This window comes from Gemmatimonadota bacterium, from assembly GCA_009838845.1.
Taxonomy (GTDB): Bacteria; Latescibacterota; UBA2968; order UBA2968; family UBA2968; genus VXRD01.
Window position 1 is genome coordinate 80,604 of record VXRD01000104.1, and the last position, 24,945, is coordinate 105,548.

General features: G+C 51.7%; 17 protein-coding genes and 1 pseudogene. 4 read left to right on the top strand and 14 right to left on the bottom strand.

Features of this window, described 5'->3' with window-relative positions; genetic code table 11:
• Positions 1–2: 2 nt before the first annotated feature.
• Positions 3–752 carry a phytanoyl-CoA dioxygenase family protein gene (locus F4Y39_13430; GenBank protein ID MYC14726.1) on the bottom strand — a complete coding sequence of 250 codons (750 nt, stop codon included), beginning with the start codon at positions 750–752 and terminating at the stop codon, positions 3–5.
• Between the two features lie 16 nt (positions 753–768).
• Complete coding sequence (locus F4Y39_13435) at positions 769–2,103, bottom strand: serpin family protein (protein ID MYC14727.1); 1,335 nt, start codon at positions 2,101–2,103, stop codon at positions 769–771.
• A 215-nt stretch (positions 2,104–2,318) separates the two neighbouring features.
• On the opposite strand from F4Y39_13435, the gene F4Y39_13440 reads away from it, so the two are divergent.
• The gene (locus tag F4Y39_13440; protein ID MYC14728.1) at positions 2,319–4,154 is read left to right on the top strand and encodes a DUF4070 domain-containing protein; all 1,836 of its coding nucleotides are present in this window, start codon (positions 2,319–2,321) and stop codon (positions 4,152–4,154) included.
• 101 nt (positions 4,155–4,255) lie between these two features.
• Here the strand turns inward: F4Y39_13440 and trxA are convergent, their stop codons facing one another.
• The 10 genes from trxA to F4Y39_13490 all read right to left on the bottom strand — a co-directional run bounded on the left by trxA (position 4,256) and on the right by F4Y39_13490 (position 18,124).
• Complete coding sequence (gene trxA / locus F4Y39_13445; GenBank protein ID MYC14729.1) at positions 4,256–4,582, bottom strand: thioredoxin; 327 nt, start codon at positions 4,580–4,582, stop codon at positions 4,256–4,258.
• Positions 4,583–4,653: 71 nt separating this feature from the next.
• A complete protein-coding gene (gene holA, locus F4Y39_13450) occupies positions 4,654–5,679 on the bottom strand; it encodes a DNA polymerase III subunit delta (protein MYC14730.1) in 1,026 nt (341 codons plus the stop codon).
• Positions 5,680–5,895: 216 nt separating this feature from the next.
• Positions 5,896–9,012, bottom strand: a complete 3,117-nt coding sequence (locus F4Y39_13455) for an efflux RND transporter permease subunit (protein MYC14731.1) — start codon at positions 9,010–9,012, stop codon at positions 5,896–5,898.
• The gene (locus F4Y39_13460; GenBank protein MYC14732.1) at positions 9,009–10,058 is read right to left on the bottom strand and encodes an efflux RND transporter periplasmic adaptor subunit; all 1,050 of its coding nucleotides are present in this window, start codon (positions 10,056–10,058) and stop codon (positions 9,009–9,011) included. The genes F4Y39_13455 and F4Y39_13460 overlap by 4 nt, the downstream gene beginning before the upstream one ends.
• Positions 10,055–11,410, bottom strand: coding sequence for a TolC family protein (locus F4Y39_13465; GenBank protein ID MYC14733.1), 1,356 nt, complete (start codon positions 11,408–11,410; stop codon positions 10,055–10,057). The genes F4Y39_13460 and F4Y39_13465 overlap by 4 nt, the downstream gene beginning before the upstream one ends.
• Positions 11,411–11,488: 78 nt before the next feature.
• Positions 11,489–12,361 (bottom strand): dihydropteroate synthase, encoded by an 873-nt coding sequence (folP, locus tag F4Y39_13470; protein MYC14734.1) that lies wholly within the window; start codon positions 12,359–12,361, stop codon positions 11,489–11,491.
• 47 nt (positions 12,362–12,408) lie between these two features.
• Entirely contained in the window at positions 12,409–14,220 is a 1,812-nt protein-coding gene (locus tag F4Y39_13475) for an ATP-dependent zinc metalloprotease FtsH (GenBank protein ID MYC14735.1), read from the bottom strand.
• A 311-nt stretch (positions 14,221–14,531) separates the two neighbouring features.
• The gene (gene tilS, locus F4Y39_13480) at positions 14,532–15,959 is read right to left on the bottom strand and encodes a tRNA lysidine(34) synthetase TilS (GenBank protein ID MYC14736.1); all 1,428 of its coding nucleotides are present in this window, start codon (positions 15,957–15,959) and stop codon (positions 14,532–14,534) included.
• Between the two features lie 106 nt (positions 15,960–16,065).
• Positions 16,066–17,601 carry a hypothetical protein gene (locus tag F4Y39_13485; GenBank protein MYC14737.1) on the bottom strand — a complete coding sequence of 512 codons (1,536 nt, stop codon included), beginning with the start codon at positions 17,599–17,601 and terminating at the stop codon, positions 16,066–16,068.
• The gene (locus F4Y39_13490; GenBank protein ID MYC14738.1) at positions 17,588–18,124 is read right to left on the bottom strand and encodes a TlpA family protein disulfide reductase; all 537 of its coding nucleotides are present in this window, start codon (positions 18,122–18,124) and stop codon (positions 17,588–17,590) included. The genes F4Y39_13485 and F4Y39_13490 overlap by 14 nt, the downstream gene beginning before the upstream one ends.
• A gap of 289 nt (positions 18,125–18,413) precedes the next feature.
• Here F4Y39_13490 and F4Y39_13495 point away from each other — a divergent pair, with 289 nt between their 5' ends.
• Complete coding sequence (locus F4Y39_13495) at positions 18,414–19,652, top strand: dicarboxylate/amino acid:cation symporter (GenBank protein ID MYC14739.1); 1,239 nt, start codon at positions 18,414–18,416, stop codon at positions 19,650–19,652.
• A gap of 23 nt (positions 19,653–19,675) precedes the next feature.
• Positions 19,676–20,725, top strand: coding sequence for a Gfo/Idh/MocA family oxidoreductase (locus tag F4Y39_13500; protein MYC14740.1), 1,050 nt, complete (start codon positions 19,676–19,678; stop codon positions 20,723–20,725).
• Between the two features lie 1,035 nt (positions 20,726–21,760).
• Here the strand turns inward: F4Y39_13500 and F4Y39_13505 are convergent.
• Positions 21,761–21,940, bottom strand: a pseudogene (locus F4Y39_13505) (pseudouridine synthase).
• Positions 21,941–22,380: 440 nt separating this feature from the next.
• On the bottom strand, positions 22,381–23,157 hold the full coding sequence (locus tag F4Y39_13510; protein MYC14741.1) for an alpha/beta fold hydrolase: 777 nt from the start codon (positions 23,155–23,157) through the stop codon (positions 22,381–22,383).
• Positions 23,158–23,540: 383 nt separating this feature from the next.
• Here F4Y39_13510 and F4Y39_13515 point away from each other — a divergent pair, with 383 nt between their 5' ends.
• Positions 23,541–24,938 carry a sulfatase-like hydrolase/transferase gene (locus tag F4Y39_13515; protein MYC14742.1) on the top strand — a complete coding sequence of 466 codons (1,398 nt, stop codon included), beginning with the start codon at positions 23,541–23,543 and terminating at the stop codon, positions 24,936–24,938.
• The last annotated feature ends 7 nt before the right edge of the window (positions 24,939–24,945 follow it).

Sequence of the window (24,945 nt, forward strand, 5' to 3'; positions counted from 1 at the left end):
TCCTACTCCTGAACGGGGAGAGAATAGGGATGGGGATGTCCCGTATAGACTTTTTCGCCGCGTACGAGAACTTTTTCCGGGTCGTCTTTGATTACGTCGTGGGCGTCGTGGGCGCGATAGGCAACCGTCATGCTGCGGCGAGAATGATCGGAACAATTTGTGTCAGAGCCGTGATAACAGCAGTCGTTAAAGAGCAGTACGCCGCCGCGCGGCATGGGGATTGGCACTGCGCGGTAATAGTTGTCGCTGTCGTAAAAATTATCTCTTTGTTTCTGTGGTCGGCGCGGGTTGAGAAATGGTCGGTTGTGGCTGCCGGGAACGATGCGCACACAGCCGTTTTCAACGGTTGATTCTTCGAGGTAGATCAAGCCGGTGATAAGGGTGTGGTCATAGGGTTCTTCACCGGCGTGCCAGGGGACGGGATAAGATCCGGATGGGCGCACCATGACGTGGTTGTGTTTGTTGGTGAGTACTTCGATGTTTGGGCCGATGATGCCTTCGAGGGCGTTGAGGATGATGGGGTGAGATGCGGCTTCAAAATAGACGGGGTTTCGTAAGAAAATTTTTGAGAGACGGCGGACATTTTTCGGTTCTCGCCCTCCTTTTTCTTCCCAAACAATGGGTTCTCGCATGTCTCCAATTTGCCGGGAGGTGACTTCGTTTAGACGATCGACCAGATCGCCGGGCAAGGTTTCGCGGACTTTGTAAAATCCAGTGGTTTTGAAATACCAGAGGTCTTCTTCTGTGATCATGTTGAGATATCCTTTATTATCTCGGGTCTATTACTCGCCCGACAAATAGGGTGGTATTGGTCGCTATGTCCCGGATGAGGAAGATGAATGGCCGATCGACCGTGACTCTGGGAGGGAGGGATGTTACGCCTATGACTACGCCGGTGGCAGCAGCGGCTTCTGTGCCGTTCTCATTGACCAGGACGAACGCCTTGTGAAAGGCGTCTGAAATGGACAGGTTTTTTGTTCCATCCATGCCGGAGAAGTCCGCTAATTGCGGGTTAAAGGCATCGGATATTCCCATCTTCTGAAGCATTGCGCCCAGCTTGAATTGGGCTTCAAACTCAAATGAGGGCATGGTGAGTTCTATGCGCTTGTGTCTCATGTCTTTCGAAATCCGACTGACGAGTTCGGCGTTTAGCGACTTTTCGAACGGATCAAAAGTGCCTTTGTCGGGAAGCAGGATGACCATGGATATTTCACTGCCGTCGTAGAGCAATTCGACAGCCTGATATCCCGTGTTCCTCGCATAGCCGAATGATTCGGTCTGTCGCATCATCGGTACTTTGATGCTGTTGCCAGTGAGCAAGTAGAAGTCGCCTTCAGCAGTGGCTCTTTCGTCGAAGGTGTGAAGCCACGCCGCGTTGAAGTAGATGGCATTGGTGAGGACTAAGCGGGTCAAGTTGTCAATTGCGCCGGAAGGTATGAGGTCTTTGATTTTCTCTTCGGTTTGATGGGCAACCCAGTCGTTGATTGTGACGCGCGAGTTTTCTGGCGCCTCAGTGAAGTTTGCGATTCTCATTCCCGCACCGTAATTTTCCGCCAGTTTGTCCAGAAAGTTCTGCAGAAAGCTATAGCCCTGTTGTCCCCAGATCGCATTGGCGATGTTCAATCGAAATCCCTTGCCATCCTGGCCACCGCTGCCTTCGCCGCGAGATGCGAGTTGGAGATCGAGGGCGTTGAACGCGGAGTGCAACTTGTCCTGGGACAGGGTGAAGTGCAGTGCGTTTGACATCTGGCGTTCGGTTTCGCCTCTGGCACCGGCATATGTCATGGCAAGTGCCAACGAGATGCTGTAGGGCGAATAGAACAGGTTTCCACTTTCTTCTTCGCGCAATTTCTGATACAGGTTAAAGGCGAAGTCGTTGTTTCCGCGCACCAGGTCTGTTAGTTCTGAATCTGTCGCCAGAGGTACGGTTACCCGCGTCTTTTCTGATCGCACTTCGTTTGATTGTGGTTCCTCTGTAGCAGGTGTCTCAGTTGGAGGTGGTGCTGTGGGAGAGACCTCCGGTAATTTACCGCATCCGAGTAGTGCGATCGATAGTATTATAGCAGGTAGCAAATGGTTGGTTGGCTTTTGTATCATTTTCATGTTAGCCTCCTTGCCCGGCTATCGTCTCCATGGATGGATACAGAAAAATTATCTCAAATTATGGTGTAAATCAAGGTTTATTGTTCGCGATGGTCCAGGGCATCACATTTTTTTCAATCTGGAAGCTCTCGTTTTTTCTATGAGTAACGAAAAAAATGTAGTATATTGAAATTACTTGAAGTTCTTTGTTTTTCATTTTGTGAAAGGATAGCTGTATGCCCAACGCGTTGCTTGTATATCCAAAGAATCCGGTGACGTTCTGGAGTTTTGATGAGGCTTTGAGGTTGGTCGGAAAGAAGTCTGCTTTTCCGCCTTTGGGGTTGTTGACGATTGCCGGTATGATGCCCGATGACTACAGTTTGCGCGTGGTGGATGTGAATGTGCATCCACTGACAGATGAAGATCTGGATTGGGCGGATATTGTGATTACGTCGTCGATGATTATTCACTGGCATTCTCTCGAAGAGATTATTGCTCAGTGCAATGTCGCAGGCGTGCCCGTGCTCAATGGCGGTCCGTTGCCCACGCAGTATTGCGAAGATATTGAGGGCGATGCGGTTTTTTATCTGGGCGAGGCTGAAAATGGCTTTATGGATGTGGTCAAGCGATTGGTGGCCGAACCCTACCATGGGGGGCGAGAGTATATTGATCGGCGAGGTGATTTTCAAAGCCTCTCAACAACACCGCTTCCGCGCTGGGATCTGATCAATTTTGACGATTATACTGTGATGGTGATTCAGATTACAAGGGGGTGTCCAGAAAGCTGTACATTTTGCAATATTCCCGCGCTTTACGGCAAGATAACGCGTTTGAAAAATAGTAGCCGCGTGATTCAAGAACTGGACGCGCTTTACGATAGAGGCTGGCGCGGTTCGGTTATGGCGGTTGATGACAATTTTGTGGGCAATCGCGAAGAGATTCGAGAAACACTGGAAGAAGAGGTGGTTCCCTGGCAAAGAGAGCGGGGGTATCCTTTCCAACTCTTTACACAGGCCAGCATTCGCGTGAGCGATGATCCCGCGCTGTTAGAGGCTATGCACCTCGCTGGATTTGATAAAATTTTTGCGGGGATTGAATCGCCAGTGGAAGAGAGCCTGAAGTTTATGGGCGCGCAAAAGAATCTGCAGGGCGATACGCCTTTGCTGGACAAAGTGAAGATTCTGCAAGACTATGGCATGGAAGTTCAGGCTGGTTTTATTATGGGCCTGGATACAGATCCAGATGATATTGCCGATCGCATGATTGCGTTTATCAGAGAAGCGGGTATTCCGGTGGCTATGGTGGGGGTTTTGGGCGTGTTGCGCGACACGCCCGACTTCAAGCGCTACAAGCGGTTGGGCCGCCTGCGTGAAGATGTAAAATATACGGGTGATTCGGGTATTTTCAGCCGGGAGTTGAGTTATGTGCCCCTCATCGATCCCGATGAACTGCTGGCGCGTCATCGCAAGGTCGTGGAAACGCTGAACAGCCCAGAGATTTTCTTTGAACGCTGCCGCACGCACTATGCACACCGCGCGCGCAGACCGATTCCATCAATGCCAATTGGTTGGATAGAACTCAGGGCGGGATTGCGCTCTTTTTGGCATCAGGGTGTGGCCGGGACTTATCGGTGGACGTTCTGGAAATTTATGGCCCATATGCTCGTACACCATCCCCGAGATTTTGGCGATGCCATACGCATGTCCATTCATGGGCGTCATTTGATCCTCACCACGCGCGACGCTCTGCAAGTCGATGATGTGCAGACATTTTTGGATGAGGCGCTGGATCACCTGAAGCGATTTAGCGAGGGATATAAAGAGGTGAGCGTCGGTGATTACGCGAGCAAGTTGATGCACGCTTTGCACGGGCGATTTGATCATTTTCAGGACGATTATCGCACTTTGCAACACAACGCCGAGGTGATGTTGAAGGCAGCTCAGGAATACTGTGGGTTGATCCGCAAGGAATTTCGCCATCAGGTTGCAGAACCTCTCGAGCGTTTTCAGCAAGAGATTGAAGCAATTCTCGAATCATATCCCACACAAAGCAGTTTGCAACCTGCGCGATAGGACGCGTTGCGATAAAAAACAAAAGCCCGGTATCATAAAAGATATCGGGCTTTATTTTTTCTTAAAAAGAAGCCGGAGACACTGTCTTCGGCTTTTTTGTTTTAAGCGAGCACAGCTTTGAGTTTGTCTTCTATCGCGCTTTTGGGGACAGCGCCAATAAGCTGATCTGCCTGTTTGCCGTCCTTAAAGATGAGTAATGTGGGGATGCTGCGAATGCCAAATCCCTGTGCTGTCTGCTGGGCGTGATCTACATCGACTTTGCAGATTTTAACGCGACCATCGTATTCACGCGCGAGTTCTTCAATGCTGGGGGCAATCATCCGGCACGGACCGCACCAAGTTGCCCAGAAATCCACGAGTACCGGGAGATCGGAATCGACAACTTCTGTCTGGAAATTTTCATCTGTAACATTCAATGGACTTCCCACTTTGAGACTCCTTTCGGATTGGGTTTTGTTCTGATGAGAATGTGCTAAGCTACCAGATTTTTACGGGGTTGTCAAGGGGATGCACGGCAGATTCGATAGGCCAGATGGGCGAGTATTTCGTGCGGTGTTCCGCCACTGGATTTGAGGCGGTTGTCTGCATCGAGAAGGGCATCATGGGCATTCCAGAGTGCTCGTTCGTCGAATAGACGGGCCTGATCGAGATAGTTGTTGAGAAAAAAAGCGGGCACTTTGAGGCGTGAAGCGATTGCATTTCTGGGTAGGCGCTGGCCCGATATCCATCGCGCGCGCCGCAAAATCCCAAAGTGACGGACGAGTAGCGCGATTGTGCCGGCGGGATGTTCTCCCTGTTCGCAGAGCCGTCCAATAAGGATCTGTGCTTTGTTCAGCTGACGGTGCCCGAGTGCGTCGGCGAGTTCAAAAACCGTGATCCCCCGCGTGTTGTCTATCACCTGAGCGACGTCTTCGCGCGAGATTGGATTGGATGGGGTAGCGATAAAGAGTTTTTCGATTTCGCCGTTCAATTCGCGCAGATTTGATCCGATGCTCATGTGGAGCAGGTGAGCCGCGTCGGGCGCGATTTGTCTGTCCAGAGTTTTGACATGTGTCTGGATCCAGGCCGGAATTTCATTGTCGTAGGGCGGGCGAAATTCGATTGCAATCGCGCGTTTTCTAAGTTCGGCAAATAGTTTTTTGCGTCCATCGGGTTTGGTGGCTGTGATGATTATGGTCGTTGTTTCGGGTGGGGATTCAATGAGGGGCAAGAGTTCGGGGGTGGCTGAGTCGGGTAAACGGTCGGCGTTTTTGAGGACAATCAGGCGGCGTTGCGCCATCATTGGAAAGGTGAGTGCTTGTGCAATGACCTGCGGAATATCGATGTCTTCGGCGCGATAGATGTCGAGATTGAAGGGGCGCGCTGCGGGTTCAATAAGGGTTTCAACGAGGGTGTTGAGAAGTTGATCGCGTTGAAAGTCTTCTTCCCCGTGGAAGTAGTAGAGAGATGAGATTTCGCCTTTTTGGACGGCATCGAGAACTTGAGCTGGCGATGGGCCGGTTTTGCGAGGACGTCGGGTAGCCATCTGTGTTATCCGAGGAGTTTAAAGGTCTTTAAAGTCCGCGTCTTCAATTTGTGAATCGTCAATATCGCGCAGGGGGTTTTTCTTAGATGATGTACGAGTGGTTGCGCGCATTAGTATGGCGCGGAATAAACCACCAACAAAACGAAAAAACAGGACGAGGATAAGGATGAAGAGAAATATACGAAGCAACATGGGTGTCTCCATAGCCTTAGTGGCTCAATCTGCGGCGGTGTGGCGATATGGGGTTGTCGATTCAATTTTGGGCGCGCCAAACCATCGCCAGATAAGGCTGATTAGAACAGGTACAACGATCAGTGTGAGGGCAGTGGCAAATGCGAGACCAAAGATGACAGCTACGCCCATTGGCCCCCACCATTGACTGCTGCGTCCCCCAATTTCCCATGAAAAGGAAAGAAAGTCAAAACTGATACCCGTGGCAAGGGGCAACAGACCCAGAATGGTGGTTATGGCTGTGAGAATGACGGGGCGAAATCTCACGACGCCTGCGCGTATGATTGCCTCGCGCGCTGAAAGGCCGCGCTGGCGCAATTGCAGGGTATAGCCAATTAGAACAATGGCGTTGTTGACCACCACGCCTGCGAGGCTGATCACGCCGATGCCCGTCATGAGAATACCAAAGGGGGTGCCGGTGACAATCAGGCCGATCAGTACGCCAATCATAGACAAAATGACGGATGTGAGAATGGTAAAGGGCAGGGCCAGAGAATTGAATTGCGTAATAAGAATGAGCGCGATGCCCGCCAATGCTACGAGCAGAGCTTTAGAAAGAAAGGCGGTGGCTTTTTGTTGTTCTTCATTTTCACCGGAATAGGCGATCTGATAGCCCGGTGGCAGGGGAAAATTGGATAGGGCTGCTTGTACATCGCGCATGGCTGCATCAGATGTGCGGTCTTGCACTTTGCCTTCGATGGAGATAACGCGTTTGAGATCCTTGCGCCGAATGCTGCCAAATCCTCCGCCCGTTTCTATGCGTGCAACCGCGCTTATGGGCGTGATTTTGCCATCTTTTTCAATGGTGATGCGTTCGAGGTCGGCGAGGGTGTTGCGCTTGTCGGATTTGAATCTCACGCGAATATCGTATTCGTCTTCGCCCAGCCGATATTCGGATGCTTCTGAGCCGTAAACAGCCGAGCGCACCGTAGCGGCAATCAGGCGCGTATTGAGGCCCGCTATTGCAGCGGCTTCTCGATCTACGACGATGCGGACTTCGGGACGCCCCCGGTCGTAGTCATCTTTGAGATCGACAACGCCGGGCACTTCGGCCACGATGCGTTTGATGCGTGCGGATAGTTGACCCAAAATTTCGAAATTTTCGCCGGATACCTCAACGCTGATGGGCGGGCCTACAGGTGGTCCGCCGCGTTCTTGAGACAGTTCGATTTCAGCGCCGGTCAGATTTTTGAGTTTGTTGCGAATTTCCTCAATGGTCTTAAAAGAGGATTGCTGCCGAAGGCTTTCATCGACAAAATCAACGGAAATGCGACTGGCATTTGAAACGCCTTCGCCAGACGCAAATTCATCGCCGCCCGAAACACCTACGTTGGCGACATAGGTTTCAACATCGGGAATATCGGAGAGAACGGATTCGATTTGGCGCGCCAGTTGATCCGATGTTTCGAGGTTTGTGCCAGATGGGGCACGCACGTCTATATAGGCTGTATTGGGTTCAATTTCGGGAAAAAATTCGATGCCCCGGCCTGTGAAATAGTACGCCACAATGACGAGGATGAGTGTGCTCGCTGCAAGAGAGAGGGTTATTCCCGGGTAATTGAGTGCCAGTTCGAGGCGACGCTGATAGGCGTTGAGGCTGCGCTGAAGGCGGGGTGATGTTTCTTCGACCGTTCCGCGCACTGTCATGAAAGATGCACAAAATGTGGGATTGAGGACGAGGCCCACAAAGAGGGACGAAGACAGGGTTATGATCAGGGTTATGGGCAAATATTTCATAAATTCGCCCATAATGCCGGGCCAGACAATCATGGGTGCAAAAGCACATAATGTCGTCAGTGTTGAGGTGATCACAGGCCATGCAACTTCTCCCGTGCCTTCCAACGCTCCCTGGATGGGAGATTGGCCTTCTTGCCGATGGCGATAGATGTTTTCGACAATGACGATGGCGTTATCGACGAGCATGCCGAGTGCGAGGATCAGGCTAAACAAAACGATCATATTGAGCGTGATGCCCATAATGGAGATAATGACAAAAGCAATGAGCATAGAGAGGGGAATGGCGATACCGACAAAAAAGGCATTGCGGAGGCCCAAAAAAAAGAGGAGTACCAGAATGACGAGGATGAGGCCGGATACGATATTGTTTTCGAGGTCTTTGACCATCATGCGAATGTCTTCGGACTGGTCGCCCAAAATGGTGATTTGTGTGCCTGCGGGAAGGGTGGGTTTCAATTCGTCGAGTGCGCTTTTAATCTGATCGGCAATGGCAATCAGATTTTCACCGCTGCGTTTGACAATTTCGAGACTCACACTGGGTTTGTGGTTGAGGCGGGCGTAATTTGTGCGGTCCTTAAAGCCATATACGACATCGGCAACATCGCGAATATAGATCGGGCGACCTTGCGAGGCTTTGATGAGGAGGTCGCCAATTTGAGGAACGGTTTCAAGTTCGCCGGGTACGCGTACGGCGTATTTGTATGCGCCCATATCCACACTGCCGCCGGGAAGGGTCAAATTTTCGCGTTGAATCGCTTCTATTACATCCTGGATGGCGAGTTTGTAGGCGATGAGGCGGTCGGGATCGACATCGACTTTGACTTCGTGTTCAAGACCACCCACCACGCGGACTTCGAGAATGCCGGGAATGGTTTCGATATGATCGGCGAAGTCTTCGGCAATTTCTTTGAGCCGAATAAGTCCATAATCTCCTGACAATGCGACGATCATCATGGGGATATTGGAAAAGTTGACTTCGAGGACCAAGGGGTCTTCTGCATCATCGGGTAATTCTGATTTGGCGAGATCGACCTTGTCTTTGACGCGCTGAAGGGCATTGTCAATGTCGGCATTGGGATTAAATTCGACTGTGATTGACGAAGCACCTTCGACCGAACTCGAGCGGATTACTTTGACGTTTTCAATGGATTGAAGTTCTTTTTCCAGAGGTCGGGTGATGAGGTTTTCAACATCTTGGGGCGAGGCGCCGATATACGGCGTGTTGACGATGATAAGGGGTATGGTAATATCTGGCGCAGCTTCGCGGGGAAGCGACAGATAAGCCGAGATGCCCGATATGATCAGGATGCCGACAAAGACGTAAACGGTGATGCGATGTTTGAGCGCGTACGCGGTGATGGTCATGGGAGGGGTTCCGCATATTTTATTGCCACGCGGTCACCATCAATGAGGTCTCGCCCGCCTTTGACGATGATCTGATCGCCAAAGGCAAGCCCCTTTTGGACGACGACGCGCTCGGCTTCTGATGGCCCCAGGCTGAGCGGACGCAAAAGTGCCTTGTTGTTTTTCACGACAAAGGCCACGGGCCCGGTTTCGCGTTCGATAATGGCTTCGCGGGGAATGACAACGACATGTCGGTGAATGCGGCGCATGGCTTTCAGCGTGCCGATCATGCCGGGACGGATATGCCCTGTTGGATTGGGCAGGTGGATTTCAATGGGGAAAACCCTCTGGTCTGTATCTGCTGCCGGGCCAACATGGGCGATTGTGCCCTCATAAGTCTGGTTCGGTAGAGCGTCGAGGGCGAGGGTGACGAGACTGCCTTCGGCAAAGTCGATGATTTCGCTCTCGGATACCCAGGCCGCAACGCGCAGGCTATCCGTTTGTACGAGGCGATATGTTGCGTCATCTCGCGCGATATGTTGCCCCTGTGAGATGTATCGCTTTGCGATATGGCCCGAAAAAGGCGCTTGTATCCGCCCATAAGAGAGTCGATGCTTTAAGGTCTGCGCCGTTGATCTGGCTTTTTGGAATTCGTATTCTGTGGCAAAATACGCCTGTTCGGAAATCGATCCTTCAGAGAAAAGTTGTTTGCTGCGCTCGTAATTGTAGGCTTGAAATTTGAGATTGGCCTCGGCTTCGATCAATGCGGCCTGCAGAAGTTCCATGTTGAGTTGCGCGAGAGCCTCTCCGCGGTTGACGTAATCGCCTACATCTTTGTACGTGCCGATGACCTCACCTGATTCGAGCGCATTAATGGTCACATCGCGCCAGGCTTTTACTGTGGCAGACAGCCTGCTGTACTGGATGAGCGAATCGGGTTTGAGCACAAATGTAGATACATTGGTGGTGCGCTCTAATGGCATTTCTTTTTGTGCCGAAGATTCGTCGCCGCAGCCCAGATTGATCGCGATCAAAAGACAGGGTATCAAAAACCTGTACAAATTCATGGTTTATTCTCCTCACCCAAAATGCCCGCACTGAGTTCTAAATGCACGAGGGCGACCGCAAGGTCTCGTTTTGCGCGCGCGAGTTCGGCTTCGGCGCGTTGTAAAGTGAGTTGTCCATCTATGACTTCGATTTGGGTGCCAACGCCATTTTCATAACGCGATTCCGCGATTTCCAGGCCCCGACGAGCGAGATCCGCAGCCTGTATTTGCGCGCTTTTTCTGGCGCGAATTTCGAGAAAAGTGCGCCACGCCTGCAGGATGTTGAAACGTATGTCGCGCTCGGTTTGTTTTTGCATCAGTTCGGCTTGCCGCGTGTCTGTGCGGGCCTGTGCAACCTGTGCATTTGTGCGAAAGCCATCGAAAATGGGAATGTTGATGGCGATGCCCGAAAACCAGCTCTGATGAAAATCGTCTTTTACAAAATCAAATTCGTTTTTTTGAGCCTGCCACTGTCCATTGACAATTAAATCTATGGTTGGGCGAGATTCTGATTGGGCAATGGTCTCTGCATGCTGTAGCATTTCGACCTCGAGGGAGTACTGACGTACAATGGGATGCATTTGCATTGAGAGGTCAATCAGGTCTGTCTCGGTGATAGTCGATAAAAGGTGGGATTTTTCGCGGAAAGTCCCACGAGGTATAATGGGTTCGTTGGGGGCAATGCCGATCTGGTTTTTGAACGCGAGGTCTGCCAATACACGCGCATTTTCCGTGCGTATGGAGTCTGTTAGCAATTCGGCGACCTGTACCTGTGCACGCAGCAAGTCATAGTCTGATACGCGCCCTGCCTCGCGCAGTTTTTCGACGCGCTTGAAATTTGCACGCGCACGCGCCACAGAAGATTTGCTGACGCGCGCGAGTTCTCCAGCCAATAGCAGGTCGTAAAAAGCCGTTTCGACCCGGGTGTGTAATTGCTGCTTTGCAGCGCGCATCTTTTCCATTGAAAATTGTCGAAACAGACGCGCGGCGCGCATGGCAGAAAAAGATTTGCCCCCGCCCCAAACTGATTGTCGGATGCCAACTGTGCCGATGAGGTTGTTGTGCGCGCCTACGGTGAATTGTTGCTGGCCTGCCGGCGTTTCAAAGAAAAAGGTGGGCAGCAACCAGTTGCGCGTGTACTGCATGGTGATATCGAGTTGGGGGAGAACATCGGCTACTGCATGGCGAACCCGTTGACGTGATTTTTCCAGATCTTCGCGCGCTATTAGCAGGTCTTCATTGTGCGATAGCGCGTGCTGCAAACTCTCTTCGAGTGTAATAGACCGGGAATAGGCTCTGGGGAGCGCGAAAAAAAAGCACAGAGGGCCGATGATACACAGCCATCGGCAAAGAGATATATAGTCCATCGACATTTGGAGGGCGTTAAATTTAGGTCGAGATGTTATTTATCTGAAAATCTACAGGGTTTTGCCATGTGATGTCAAGGCGTTTCACAAACTGATACGGCAGACGCTGTCCAATAGTGCCAATGACTGGACAGTTTCTGCGACATCGTGAACCCTTACAATGTGAACGCCTGCGACTGCGCCCAATGCAATTGCAGAAACGCTGCCCGGCAGGCGCTCCTGAGGGTGGCTTTGAGGTGCGGTAAATTGCTTGCGAGATGCCCCCATGAGAAGGGGGTATCCCAGCGTGTGAAATTCGGATAGTCGCGCGAGTATCTCGATATTATGCGCGTATTTTTTGCCGAAACCGAGCCCGGGATCAATCACAATCTGAGATTGGGAAATGCCCATCGCTTCTGCGCTGTTGATTTGTGCGCTTAAAAAGTCGAGAATATCGGACACAACATCGTCGTACGCGGGGTTCTGCTGCATGGTTGAGGGCGTTCCTTGCATGTGCATAAGGACAACAGCAACTCCCGTTTCTGCGATCAGGGGCACCATGCCGGGGTCAAAACGCAGGGCACTGATGTCGTTGACAATGGTTGCGCCGTTGTCTATGGCCTGTCGAGCGACCTCGGCTTTGGTCGTGTCTATGGAGATGGGCACGTTGAGTTGTGGGGCAATGGCCTCAATAATGGGAATGGTGCGATTCAGTTCTTCTTTTAGCGATACGACAGGTGCCCCTTTGCCATAAGGCCCGGCTGGGCGGGATGATTCACCCCCTATATCGATCATGTCGGCGCCGGCTTCAACCAGTGCCAATGCCCGCTCAACTGCTTTGCGCGGTTCAAAATAAAGGCCGCCGTCTGAGAAAGAGTCTGGCGTGACATTGAGAACGCCCATCACGAGTGTTCGATGACCCAATTGAAGGGGCGTGCCGCAGCATGAAAGCTGGTAAACAGGGCGCGGGTGTTTCATGGGTGAGGTGTACAAAAAAAAAGAGATGGCAACCGCCATCTCTTTTTTTAGTCATCCGATGGCTGTTTTTCTGGTTCAGAGGTGTGTTGTTCCGATGTTTGGTCTTCCCGATCTTCTTTCGATTCTTCTGGCTGTTTTGCGGGCTCGACTGGTTTTTCGAGTGTTTTGCCTTCTAATAACTGGTTGAGCTGTACATCGTCAAGAGTTTCAAATTCCAGCAGTGCTTTGGCGAGGATGTGGACTTTGTCGATGTTATCACTGAGCAATTGTTCGGCGCGGGATTCGGCTTTGAGTACGAAGTTTTTGATTTCCTCGTCGATCATTTCGGCCACTCTGTCGCTGTGGTCTCGACGTTGCGCCATTTCGCGGCCAAGGAATATTTCGTCGTTTTGTTGCCCGTAAGCAATGGGTCCGAGTTTTGGACTCATGCCCCAATCGCAAACCATCTGCCGGGCGAGATTGGTGGCCATGCGGTAGTCTTGCTGCCCGCCTGTTGTGATTTCGCCAAAAACGAGTTTTTCGGCAATTCTTCCCCCCAATGCGTAAGCGAGAACCGCTTCACAATAACTCTGGGGATAGGTGTGACGCTCGTCGATGGGCAGGGTGTGTGTGACACCGAGAGCACGCCCACGAGGAATGATGGTCACTTTGTGGAGGGGATCGCTTTCCGGAATGAGTTTGGCAACCAGCGCGTGACCGATTTCGTGATAGGACGTGAGGCGTTTTTCTTTGTCGGAGATGACAAGGCTGCGTCGCTCTGCACCCATCATGACTTTGTCTTTGGCATCTTCAAAGTCGTTCATGGTTACGCGATCTCGATTATTTCTGGAAGCCAGAAGTGCGGCTTCGTTGACCAGATTGGCGAGGTCTGCGCCTGCCAGTCCGGGCGTTCCGCGCGCCAGCACCTGTAAGTTGACATCGTCGGAGAGGGGTGTGTTGCGGGTGTGGACTTTCAAAATGCCTTCGCGCCCCCTGACATCGGGACGATCTACCACGACCTGGCGGTCGAAGCGCCCGGGGCGCAACAGGGCGGGATCGAGCACGTCGGGACGGTTGGTAGCTGCGATGAGGATGAGGCCCTCTTTGGATTCAAAACCATCCATTTCAACGAGGAGTTGATTGAGGGTTTGCTCACGTTCGTCGTGACCGCCTCCAATACCTGCGCCTCGGTGCCGCCCCACAGCATCTATTTCGTCGATAAAGATGATGCATGGGGCGTGATTTTTCCCCTGTTCAAAGAGATCGCGCACGCGCGAGGCACCCACGCCGACGAACATTTCGACAAAATCTGAGCCGCTCATTAAAAAGAATGGGACATCCGCTTCGCCTGCGACAGCGCGTGCCATGTGCGTTTTGCCCGTGCCGGGGGGACCAACCAGGAGTACGCCTTTGGGGATGCGTCCACCCAGACGTTGAAATTTGCGCGGATCCTTAAGGAATTCGATGATTTCCTGCAGTTCTTGCTTGGCTTCTTCGGCACCTGCAACGTCTTTGAATGTGATTTTGGCTTTGTCTTCAGAGATGAGCTTTGCCTTGCTTTTTCCAAAGCTGAACGCGCCTTTGGGACCGCCTTGCATCTGGCGCAAAATGAAAAGCCAAAGCCCTATGAACAGTATCCAGGGCAAAAAATTAAAAAATATGTTGAGCCAGTTGGAGGGCTTTTGAAAGCGAAAGTCAACGCCGTATTTGAGCCATTCTTCGCGGGTCTGGGCATCTACGACGCCAAGGTCAACGACAAAATCGCGAAAGGTGTGTTGTTGTCTTCGCCCCGGTGGGGTAAGTTCTTCTGCGACGAGGTGGCCGTGAAATTCGTTATCAATAATGATCGCGCTCTGGATTTTTCCCTCTTCGAGGAGCATTTTGTACTCTTTGTAGCTGAGCACGACATCGCTGGAAGGGTCGCTGCCAAAAAATTTGGAAGCAAAGATGGCAACCAGGACAAAAAATATCCAGAAAGCCAGTGGTTTTGAGATGTGCCGCCAGGGCCGCTTGCCATTCTCCGAAGCCCCATTGCGATCAGCGTTATCCCGATTGAGCACTGACAAGTTGGGGCGCCGCTCTTTTTTTTCTTCAGGCGCCTCATCTTCAGGCTGTGTGGGAGCGCGATCAGGCGTCTCGTCGGATGACTGTGTTTCTTCATCCGGTTTCGAGTCCCTGTCTTTGGGGTCGGTCATAAATGCCTCTTTTCGCATTGTGTGATCATGCTACTATAGGTTGCTTTGAGCACGCGCCGGGTATCTGGTGTGATAGGTGCGATCTGTGAACGCCGAAGTCCAACGACCCACAGAATGGTCGCACCGCTCACCAGCAGTGGTATTTCACCGCGCAGTGGGCGGGGTATTTTGCTGTCGCCGAATAATCTGCTGACTTTTTTTTTCCCCTGCATGCCAAAAGGGTGAAACCAGTCGCCCGGCCTGGGTGAACGGAGATACAACGCCCGGTTGGGAAGTTGATCCAGGTCAAAAAAGACGGTGTGTTTCGCTGTCTTTGAACTGCTGTAGCAGTTGTACACCTGCTCCTGGTTGACCCGGTTTAATATTTTTATTGAGAATTTGCCGTTGATATCGAGCGGCACATCGGGTTCCACCAAAAAGCAGTAAGCTCGGGCGAGTTGGGTTATAATGAGTGTGTCATGCGTGCGATAAGCTGAGATTTCTGGTGTTATTTGAACGCTGTTTCCAGGAGTGGAAGAAATGTCGAGAATGCGTTCAACAACCTGGAAACGCGCGGCTTCGGCACTGGCCTGGAGAGCAAAGAGCACCTTTCGAATCAGGCGACGCCGAAGTGATATATGATAACCGAAAAATCGCTTAACATCAAGGATAAATTTTCGACTATCGCTGTACAGGAGGGTTTCTGAAAGTGCCTGTTCCGCAATGTTTTCGAGGTGTGCATCGTCATTCTGTAGCAGGGTTGCCGAGCGTGAAAGGATGTCTTCAATTTGGGGATTATATGCCTTTTGCAGGTGGGGTATCAGGTCTGTGCGAATGCGATTGCGCAAAAATTTTGGATCGCTATTTGTTTCATCGCGCAGCACCTGCAAATTGCGAGTGCGTACATAAGATTCAATTTCCGGTCTGGAAATTGAGAGCAAAGGGCGAATCCAACACGCTTCTGAAATTGGACGGATACCCCCCAATCCGGTGAGTCCTGAACCGCGAACAAGTCGGAACAGAACGGTTTCTGCCTGATCGCTTTTTGTATGGCCAAGCGCGATCCGATTTGCGCCGGTTTTTTGTTTTACGGCGTCGAGAAATGCCCGTCGTGCATCGCGCGCTGCTTCTTCGAGAGATTGCTTTTTATTTTTTGCCCGCTGCACAACATCTTCCTTTCCGATATAGACGGGATAGTTGCGGGCGATCTGTTTGACAAACGCGGCATCGCTTTCGGCATTGGGGCGAAGTTGATGATTGAGATGCGCGATATAAAGTGTGAGGTCCCATTTTGCTTTGAGGCGGTGGAGCAGATCGAATAAGGTGACGGAGTCGGGACCACCAGACAGGGCTACGACCACCCCATCTCCTGGTGTGAGAAGGCATTCTTGTTGGATATAGGCTTCAACGCGATGTAGAATATCCAGGGACATGCCGAGTTCCATTTTGCAAGTGTTTAGACGCGCAAATAGCGTCTGAAGTTTCTCGTATCACTTATGGGAAATATAAAAAAATCGGCTGTGAATTTACAGCCGATTTATACGCTTGTGACTAAAAGTAGGTATTGAGGCGCATTTCCACGCCTTTGAAGGGGAGTACCAGATAGCAGGTCCCCGATGTGCAGGCGGTACCTCCCCGTCGTTCGCCCACAAAGAGGACGGCGTCGTAATGCGTGCCAAACCGCGCATTGAGGTTGAGAGACACGAAGGTGCGGCTGCCCGTTTCGATATCGAAAGTTTCTGGGCGGTCAACTTCAAAAGGGTCGGTTGTGTGATCGACGACAAGGGCTGCGCCAAAACCGCGCGCGTGTTGTGCGGAGAGCGCGCCATAAGTATTGGAGAAATACGGGTCGTTTTCAAAATGGACAGCGCGTTGGTATTGGAGGTCGAGGCCGAGGGTATGGCCGTGGGCAGTTGTGGTTTCAAAAATCGCGCCGCCCGTGCGGTGGCTGTCGATGATTTCGATGTCGTCTTTGCCCCAGTTAAAAAAGAAGGTGGCGGTCATGTTGTCAAATTTGTACAGATCAAAAGAGAAGTGTCTTTCTTTGAAAAAGGTCTGTATAGTCGGCGCTAAATCATTGCGCGCGTGACTGATATTGACCGTGAAATTACCCAGGCTCAGTGGCGTATAAGTGCCTTCGATTTGATAGCCTTTTTCGCTGGCGAGTAGCAGTACATGTGTGTTTCGGTTGAGCAAAGAAGCGGTGTGTTCGCGGATGAGCGATGGGGGGTCATTGAAGTGGAGATGCATGTTGTCGTAATCTTTGTATTCGACACTCAACCCCAGATTGTTCCAGCCCACATTGCCCGATAAGTAGAGGGCAGATCCTTTTTCGTTGTTTTCGCCTCGTGCATATTCGCCTTCGCGTTGTGCGTATTCGCCGTAGAAGCTGCCGTATAGGCCGGCTTTTTGCAGGATATTAGAGAGGTCGAGATCGGCAAAACCAGACCAGGCCCAATTTTTTTCGATGAGGGAATCCCTGGGGGTGATGTAGATGCCCGTGCTGCCAATTTTGAGATTGGAGGAGAGTCTGATGGCGAGTTCGCCGCCTGTGACCCAATCTCCGCGTCGGGAAACACTGCGCGGCGGGATACCGGTTTTGGCACCTGGGGGAATATCGCTGAGTGCTGATCGGCCGATGAGTGCTCTGGCTACTACGCGATTGCCAGTCCACGAGGCTGTCGCGCCTTCGAGGTCCTGAGCCGGGGCATAGCGCAGGCGATAAATGGGGCTTTCGAGCACGACGCCGGGCAGTTCAAATGCGCGAAGTGTGAGGCCCCGTCCGAGAATTGCGTAGTAATTGCCGATTTCCACATTTGCAACACCATGGTTCCACCGTGCGTATTTTTGCGTGATTTGATACGTTTCGCGGTCCGCCCCCCAGGTGTTATAAACTTCTGCTCTTAAACCGACCTGCAATCCCTTTTGCGTAAAGTCGAGATTCAACTGGTTGTAGGCCGTAGAGATGGCTGTGGAGTCAGATCCCGGTATTTCACCGCGTTGCATTTCTGTCAATCCCGTGACGGTTATTTGTGCAGAAATGGGGGCTGAGAAGAGCAGGACGAGGAGCAGGCTACTTGCTTTCATCTGGGGTTTCCTTTTTCTCCGATGCTTCTTTTTTTTCTAATACTTTCTTTTCGGGTAATAGGATTTCTAAAGCGTCGATGATGGCCTTCCCATCGGATAGACCGGCTTCTCGCAATACAATTTCTCTGTCTGGCGCAATGAGAATTGTGGTGGGCAGGGCGCGAACTTGCATGCGTTGCATAACCGATCCATCGGCGTCAATGGCGATTGGGAATGTGATGTTGCGCCCTCGCAAAAATGGGCGAATGCGGTTTTGACCTCGGGGCCCATCTTCGTTTACGCCGAGAACGGTGAGTCCCCTGTCGGCGTATTTGGCGTGGATTTCTTCGAGTTTGGGCATTGCTTTGATGCAGGGTTTGCACCATGTGGCCCAGAAGTCGAGTAACACAGGACCCTTTTCGAGGAGCGCGGTTAATTGTACCCGTTCGCCACTGAGGCCTGGCAGGTTGAAATCAGGGGCTTCTGTTGCGCGGGCAGATGATGCAATGAGAAGGCAGAGCCATAGTGCGAGAACTTTTTTCATGAGATTACCTCTTGGGATGTGAGAAGTAGCCGAGCGTTGTATGTTATACGTAAAGACGGTGCCTATGTTCCCGCCTGTTGGTATAAGAGCAACCAACCAATATAAAATATGCCGAATTTTGCGTTTGAAGTGAAGAATTATTTTGAGATGTTGCTACAAATAAATAACACCTGTTCTTAAACAAATCCGTTTGCGGAAATAGGGACGGTGAAAAAACAATGGTGTAAAGGCTGACAGTAGGTTTATTTTATATATCAGATCAGAGAATACTGCAAAACCTCAAGAGAGAATGAATATGCGTTCGCTTCAGGTGCAAATCTTCATCGCGTTGATCTTCGGCGCAATAAGTGGCGTGCTATTAGGTGAATCCGTTCTTCACTTTGCCTTTTTAGGGGCCCTTTTCCTCAAGGGTCTTAAAGTGATCATTGTCCCCTTGATCGTCACTTCCATTGTTTTCGGGGTGGTCGGCATGGGCCAGGTCGGTCATTTTGGACGCCTGAGTGCTCAGACCTTTACCTATTACCTGAGCTCCAGCTTGTTGTCCATTATCACCGGTCTGGTATTGGTCAATGCCATAAGTCCAGGCAAGGGGGCGCAGTTGCATTTGCAAGCACCTCCTGAACAATTGGCCCATTCCATAGCTCAATTCGGCGACGGTCCCAAAGCCGCCCTTGAGCGGATGTTGTTGGATATGGTGCCGGATAATGTATTCAAGGCCATGGCTGAAGGTCAGATTTTGCCCTTGATCGTCTTTTGCTTTCTTCTCGGATTTGCCATCATCCGCTTGCCCGATCCGCACCAGAAGCGTCTGTGTGAGTTTTTCCAATCGGCCTTTGAGGCTATGATGCAATTGACCCATTTTATTATTCGTCTGGCACCCATCGGCATTTTTGCCCTGGTCGCCAAAGTTGTTGGTACTACCGGTCTGTCGGTTTTCATCGATTTGGGGTTGTACGCCCTCACTGTCTTTGCTGGTCTGGTCGTCCACGCGGCGATTATCTTGCCGCTCGTGCTCTATTTTGTGGGTGGCATATCGCCTCTGGCTCTCCTGCGCGCCATGAGTCCGGCTCTTCTCACTGCTTTTTCTACCAGTTCTTCTTCGGCGACCTTGCCCATTACCATTGAATCGCTGGCACAACGCGCTGGCGTTTCCAACCGCACCACCAGTTTTGTCGCGCCGCTGGGTGCCACCATCAATATGGATGGTACAGCCCTGTTCGAATGCGTCGCCGCCTTATTTATTGCTCAAGCCTATGGGGTTGAGTTAGGATTTATCCAGCAATTCCTGGTCGTCCTTACCGCTTTGTTGGCCTCCATCGGCGCGGCTGGTATTCCTATGACGGGCCTGGTGATGCTTTCTATTGTTCTATCCTCTGTGGGGCTGCCCCTGGAGGGGATCGGTCTGATTCTGGCTGTGGATCGCATTTTGGACATGTGTCGCACCACTGTCAATGTTTGGAGTGATTCGTGTGGCACAGCCCTGATAGCCCGCCGCCAGGGCGAAAAAATAGACGTTACTAAACGCTGACATTTACTTATTGGAGGTTTGATATGGTTTCGATAGGTATTATTGGATTGGGATTTATGGGTATGACACATTACCGGGGGATTCGGAGTGTGCGTGGAGGTAAGGTGGCTGCGATATGCACGCGCAGTCCCAAAAAGCGAGCGGGAGATTGGCGGGGTTTGGGAGGTAATTTTGGAGAGCCGGGGGGGGTGGAAGATCTTTCGGGTATTCGCACGTATGAGAAGATTGATGATTTGCTATCGGACGCTTCAATTGATCTGGTCGATATTTGTTTGCCGACGTCGCAACACTGCGAGGTTGCGATTGCTGCGATGCGCGCGGGCAAGCATGTGCTGGTCGAAAAGCCCATTGCGCTGAGTCTGGAGGATGCCGACCGCATGGTACAGGTGTCCGAACAGACGGGAAGGTTGATGATGGTGGCACAGGTTTTGCCCTTTTTTCCGGAGTTTGCCTATCTCAAGCAGGTGGTCGATGGTGGGGAATACGGCAATGTGCTCGGCGCGCATTTCAAGCGCGTTATTTCGCAGCCCAATTGGACGACTGCCTTCGGCAATATGGAAAAGAGCGGGGGACCGGGCGTCGATTTGCATATTCACGATACGCATTATATCCTGGTGTTGCTCGGTCGGCCAGATCGGGTGGTGTCTTCGGGCAGGCTGGTGCGAGATCGGTATGTGGAATATATTTCGACGAGTTATCAATACGATAGCCAGCCGGATTTGTGCGTGACGTGTGCTTCGGGTGCTATTTCTCAGCAGGGGAGGGCGTTTACGCACGGGTTTGAGGTTTATATGGAGCGCGCTACGGTGCTTTTCGAGTTTGCGACTCTGGGCGGCAAGCCGGTTGTGACGATGCCCGTGACCTTGTTGACGGATGATGGTGAGGTGCGAGTACCTGATTTGGGCGATGCCGATCCCGTGGTGGCATTTACCAACGAGATTCAAGCTGCGGTAGATGCCGTGGAAAGCGGCGAAGTTGCCAGAGAAATTTCTGGAGAGAGTGCTGCTGACGCGCTGCGTCTGTGTTTTGTGGAGGTTGAGTCGGTAAGGCGTAGGCAGGCAGTGGTGGTGTGAACAGAGACGAGTTCTACATCGGCTATAAAAAGAATAGGGGCGAACACAGTTCGCCCCTATTTGACTTTGCTTTTAACGCATTCTCACCTCAGCGACAGGCGTTCCCGCTGCCCCCTCGAGCATGAGACTGCTCGCTCTGGCAAGGGTGGCTGATATGTTTTCGAGGCTTTGGCCGTCGAAGGATTGACCACCAATGATTTTGGGACTGACGATGAGTGCCTGGCCAGCAGGTTCATCGAATAAGGCGAATGTCACGCTGCTGCCATAGCGCGCCATCGCGCTTATTGTGTCGTGAAATTGAGAGATGGTTTGAGTAGAGACATCGCCGACTTTCATTTCGATAAAGACAATATCGGGAAGTGCGGCATCCATGGCTTTTTGCGCGACCTCGATGATGAATGTGCTACCGAGTTTGCGGCTTTCTTCGCTGTCCATCAATACGCCGGATACCAGCCGACCAAATGCCTCATCTTTGATGATTTTTTTGAGTTTGAGAGCTTCCGGGGTCAGCTTGGGTTTGACTATGCGGTCGATATATCGCTGCGATTTGCCCTGTTTTATGGCTGTGCCGAGTTGTTCTTCTATGGTGCCTGCGATTTTTTCGAGGCTGGGTGCGTTGACGGCAGAAGGGCTGTATCTGGTACCATAGCCCTTGGTTTTGCTAACTATGGGGGGGATTTCTTTTTCCCCAGACTGATAGAAAGCCAGCGTGCGCGTATGGGTTTTGTCCTCGACGGCTTTGTTGTGATATTCAAATAGCGAAGGGACTTTGAGATTTTTGCCTTTGATTGCATTGGGTGAAGCCGTTTGAACGGTGGTCATCCAATCGCGCGATTTTTTGCCGTAGTCGATATTGTTAAATAATGCCCCTCTGTACGTCAGATAGGCGGGGATATTCGATCCCGACCCCGATCCGGTGATCGCAATGATGACCACGCCTTTGGGCAAGCCCTGGTCTGGTAGGACAAAAGATTCGAAAGCGTGTTCGAGCATGGCGTATTGAGCAGGTGTAAAGTCGGTGATATTCAGACTGGGACCTCCGCGCCCACCTCCACCGCCGCGTGCTCCTTGCCCCTGGCGTCCCTGTCCACCGCCGCGTGCTCCTTGCCCTCGTCGGCCCCCCTGTCCACCGCCGCGCACTCCTTGTCCCTGGCGCTCCTGTCCTCCACTGCGTGCTCCTTGCCCTTGCCCCCGACGTCCCTGTCTGCCGCCCTGCAGTGCCTGAAATTCGCGCAAGATATTGCCGAATACCGCGTTAAATTCCTGGCGATCGGTGTTGAGGATTTTGCGAAAAAAGAGTTCGAGTTGCTGGTGGCGAACGGGAAACAGATCGTCCCATTTTTTAGCCTGATCGAGTATGTACATCTGTATGGGGGCTGGCATTTGGTTGAGAATCTGCGCGTTGGCTTCGAGGAGTTTTTGGGCATCCCAGGGGTATTCGGCAAATTGTCTGCGTTGCTGGGGGCTCAAATCTGCGCGTCCACCACCGCCGCCGCCGCGTCCACCACCGCCACGTCCACCCCCTCCGCGCTGTGCGTAAATATCTGACAGGTCCAAGGCGCATAGTGCCGCGCCCATCAGTAAGATCGATATCCATCTTGAAGGTCGCATGGTTGCCTCCCGTGTGAAGAGATGACGCGTTTTCATACATCGTTTCAAAGATTTTTGTCGAGCCAGTCCAGGGCGGTTGTCCACGCGTTGCCCTGGGCGAGCAAGTCGAGTCCATGTCCCGTTCCCTGATAGCCGATTACGGCAGTAACCCCCCGGGTCAATTCAGACATGTTTTGGGATGAGGTGTAGGCATATCCATCGCCAAAAGCTGCGAGATAGAGAATGTTGCGGGGTGCAAAACCGGGAATATTGGTGCCGATGAGAATTTCCTGAGCCTGATTTTCGCGAAAGCTGGGCGAAACGGATACGGTTGCTTTGATATCGGGATACAGACCCGCGCTTACAAAGGCGATGTTGGCACCGATGTCTGTACCGATGACACCGATGCGGTTGGGGTCGGCTTCTGTGCGGGTTTTGAGAAATGCAATTGCAGCGACGACATCGAGCGGCATCTGGTTGAAGTCTTCAATGGAAAAGTTCTGGATTGTGTACGGTTGCCCATTGCGAAAGATGCTGTTGCCATGCCCGCGCAGATCAAAGGCGAGTGCCAAATATCCTCGCTCGGCAACGAGTTCGGGAACAAAGTCCGCCCACTGAATGTGGTTTTCGTTAAATGGATGGAGCAGGATGACTGCAGGGCGAGGGGCGGGGTGATTGGGCGAAGAAAAGAGTGTGCCAAATAACAGAAAGCCGTCTGGCGTTTGAAATTGTACGGGTTCCAGGCGCGCGTGCTGGGCGGTGAGTTCAGGTTCGGTAGGTGTCGGCGCAGTGGTGCCGCCGCATCCGATTAAAAATATCGCGATCCACAGGTATTGGCGCATGATATTATCCTTTGAGCTATTTTATTTTTGACTATTGTAGATAGATGTTTGTTCCTCAGAATAAGGGGAACATAAGGCAATTGAACTATAATAGCAAGGCGAGCAAGCAAGCATACCCCATTTTAAGGAGGAAAGATGCCAGAATTTACGCGTTATGATTTGATTCTGATGGCGATTACCGGAGGGCTTTTTATCGTGGGATTGTGGTGTACGATTTTTGCCTTTCTCTATGGATTTATGAAGCGCTTAGATCAGATTATTTTGCTGTTGAAGCAGGCGAATCAAGATGCCGATGCGGCTTCTTGAGAATGGTTGCCTATTTTACCATGGGCATTTATATTGGGCAAAATAGTTCCCAAAAACACTTTCTGAAAGGACAATGAATGAGCAAACCGAATATTTTGATGATTATAACTGATCAGCAGCGGTGGGATGCGCTGAGTTGTGTGAGCGATTGGCTGGAGACGCCCAATATGGACCGCATTGCGGCCGAGGGCGTGCGGTTTTCAAATTGCGTGACCAATTCCCCGGTGTGTATTCCAACGCGGTTGAGTCTGGCTACCGGGCATTATCCGCACAATACGGGGGTTTGGGATAATCAGGACCACACGTTATCGCCAGATTGTCCAACGTGGATGCAGGCGGTGCGCGATGCGGGGTATCGCACGAGTCTGTTTGGCAAGACGCATTTACACCCGCACGGAGGCGATTTGAGGGATCGCGAGCATTTGATGCACAGTTATGGGCTTGATGATGTGGATGAGATTGGCGGGCCAAGGGCGAGCGCGCGATGTTTGTCGTATATGACGGCGATGTGGGAAGAGAAGGGGTTGTGGGCTGCGTATCAGGCGGATTTCGAGGAGCGTTTTAGCAATAAGCCCTGGGTGACGCGGCCATCGACATTGCCTTTTGAGGATTATGCGGATGTGTATGTGGGACAGCAGGCGAAGAAGTATCTGGCGGGATATGACCGCGATCAACCCTGGTTCTGCTGGGTGAGTTTTGGGGGGCCTCACGAACCGTGGGATACGCCAGAACCCCATTATAGCCGGTATAACCCGGAGGATATGCCCGATCCGGTTGCGGCGCCAGAGGATGACCGCGAGCGTCCACGGGGTTTGTTAGATGCCAAGCAAAAGATACCTTTTGAACCGGGAGAAGAGAAATTGTTGCGCGCAAATTACGCGGGCAATGTCACGTTGATTGACGATCAGATTGGCGAGATTTTCGATGTGATTGAACAGCGCGGCGAGATGGATAATACGGTTGTTGTACTGACGTCGGATCACGGCGAGATGAATGGGGATTACGGTTTTATTTATAAGAGCAATCTTTTAAATGGTGCGGTGCGGGTTCCCCTGCTGATTCGCACGCCCGGGACGGCGAGTAGTGATGTTGCTGGTTCGGTGTGTGATAGTCCTATTGAGTGGTTTGACGCGGGACCGACGCTGGTTGAGCTCGCAGGGGGTGAACTCGACTTCAGACAGTTTGCCAAATCGGCCTGTCCCGTTCTGGAAGATCCGACGCGAGAACACCGCACAGAAGCGATATCGGAATACGGTGGGGAAATTATGTTGTTGGATCGCGAATGGAAAATCGCGCTGAATCGCGAGGGACAGCCCTATTTGCTTTTTAATGTGCAAGAAGATCCCGGTGAGGTGAATAATCTCGCGGGTTTGCCCGAGATGGCCGAGGTTGAGAATCAACTGCGCCTGCGGATTCTCGATCGCGTGGCTTCGTCACAGGTTTTGTCGGGGGCGCATTTTGCGTTGGGGACATGAGGAGGCG

Coding starts and splice junctions, on each gene's coding strand:
- F4Y39_13430 (MYC14726.1), bottom strand. CDS start 752: ATGATCACAGAAGAAGACCTCTGGTATTTCAAAACCACTGGATTTTAC.
- F4Y39_13435 (MYC14727.1), bottom strand. CDS start 2,103: ATGAAAATGATACAAAAGCCAACCAACCATTTGCTACCTGCTATAATA.
- F4Y39_13440 (MYC14728.1), top strand. CDS start 2,319: ATGCCCAACGCGTTGCTTGTATATCCAAAGAATCCGGTGACGTTCTGG.
- holA (MYC14730.1), bottom strand. CDS start 5,679: ATGGCTACCCGACGTCCTCGCAAAACCGGCCCATCGCCAGCTCAAGTT.
- F4Y39_13455 (MYC14731.1), bottom strand. CDS start 9,012: ATGACCATCACCGCGTACGCGCTCAAACATCGCATCACCGTTTACGTC.
- F4Y39_13460 (MYC14732.1), bottom strand. CDS start 10,058: ATGAATTTGTACAGGTTTTTGATACCCTGTCTTTTGATCGCGATCAAT.
- F4Y39_13465 (MYC14733.1), bottom strand. CDS start 11,410: ATGTCGATGGACTATATATCTCTTTGCCGATGGCTGTGTATCATCGGC.
- folP (MYC14734.1), bottom strand. CDS start 12,361: ATGAAACACCCGCGCCCTGTTTACCAGCTTTCATGCTGCGGCACGCCC.
- F4Y39_13475 (MYC14735.1), bottom strand. CDS start 14,220: ATGCTCCTCGAAGAGGGAAAAATCCAGAGCGCGATCATTATTGATAAC.
- tilS (MYC14736.1), bottom strand. CDS start 15,959: ATGGAACTCGGCATGTCCCTGGATATTCTACATCGCGTTGAAGCCTAT.
- F4Y39_13485 (MYC14737.1), bottom strand. CDS start 17,601: ATGAAAGCAAGTAGCCTGCTCCTCGTCCTGCTCTTCTCAGCCCCCATT.
- F4Y39_13490 (MYC14738.1), bottom strand. CDS start 18,124: ATGAAAAAAGTTCTCGCACTATGGCTCTGCCTTCTCATTGCATCATCT.
- F4Y39_13495 (MYC14739.1), top strand. CDS start 18,414: ATGAATATGCGTTCGCTTCAGGTGCAAATCTTCATCGCGTTGATCTTC.
- F4Y39_13500 (MYC14740.1), top strand. CDS start 19,676: ATGGTTTCGATAGGTATTATTGGATTGGGATTTATGGGTATGACACAT.
- F4Y39_13510 (MYC14741.1), bottom strand. CDS start 23,157: ATGCGCCAATACCTGTGGATCGCGATATTTTTAATCGGATGCGGCGGC.
- F4Y39_13515 (MYC14742.1), top strand. CDS start 23,541: ATGAGCAAACCGAATATTTTGATGATTATAACTGATCAGCAGCGGTGG.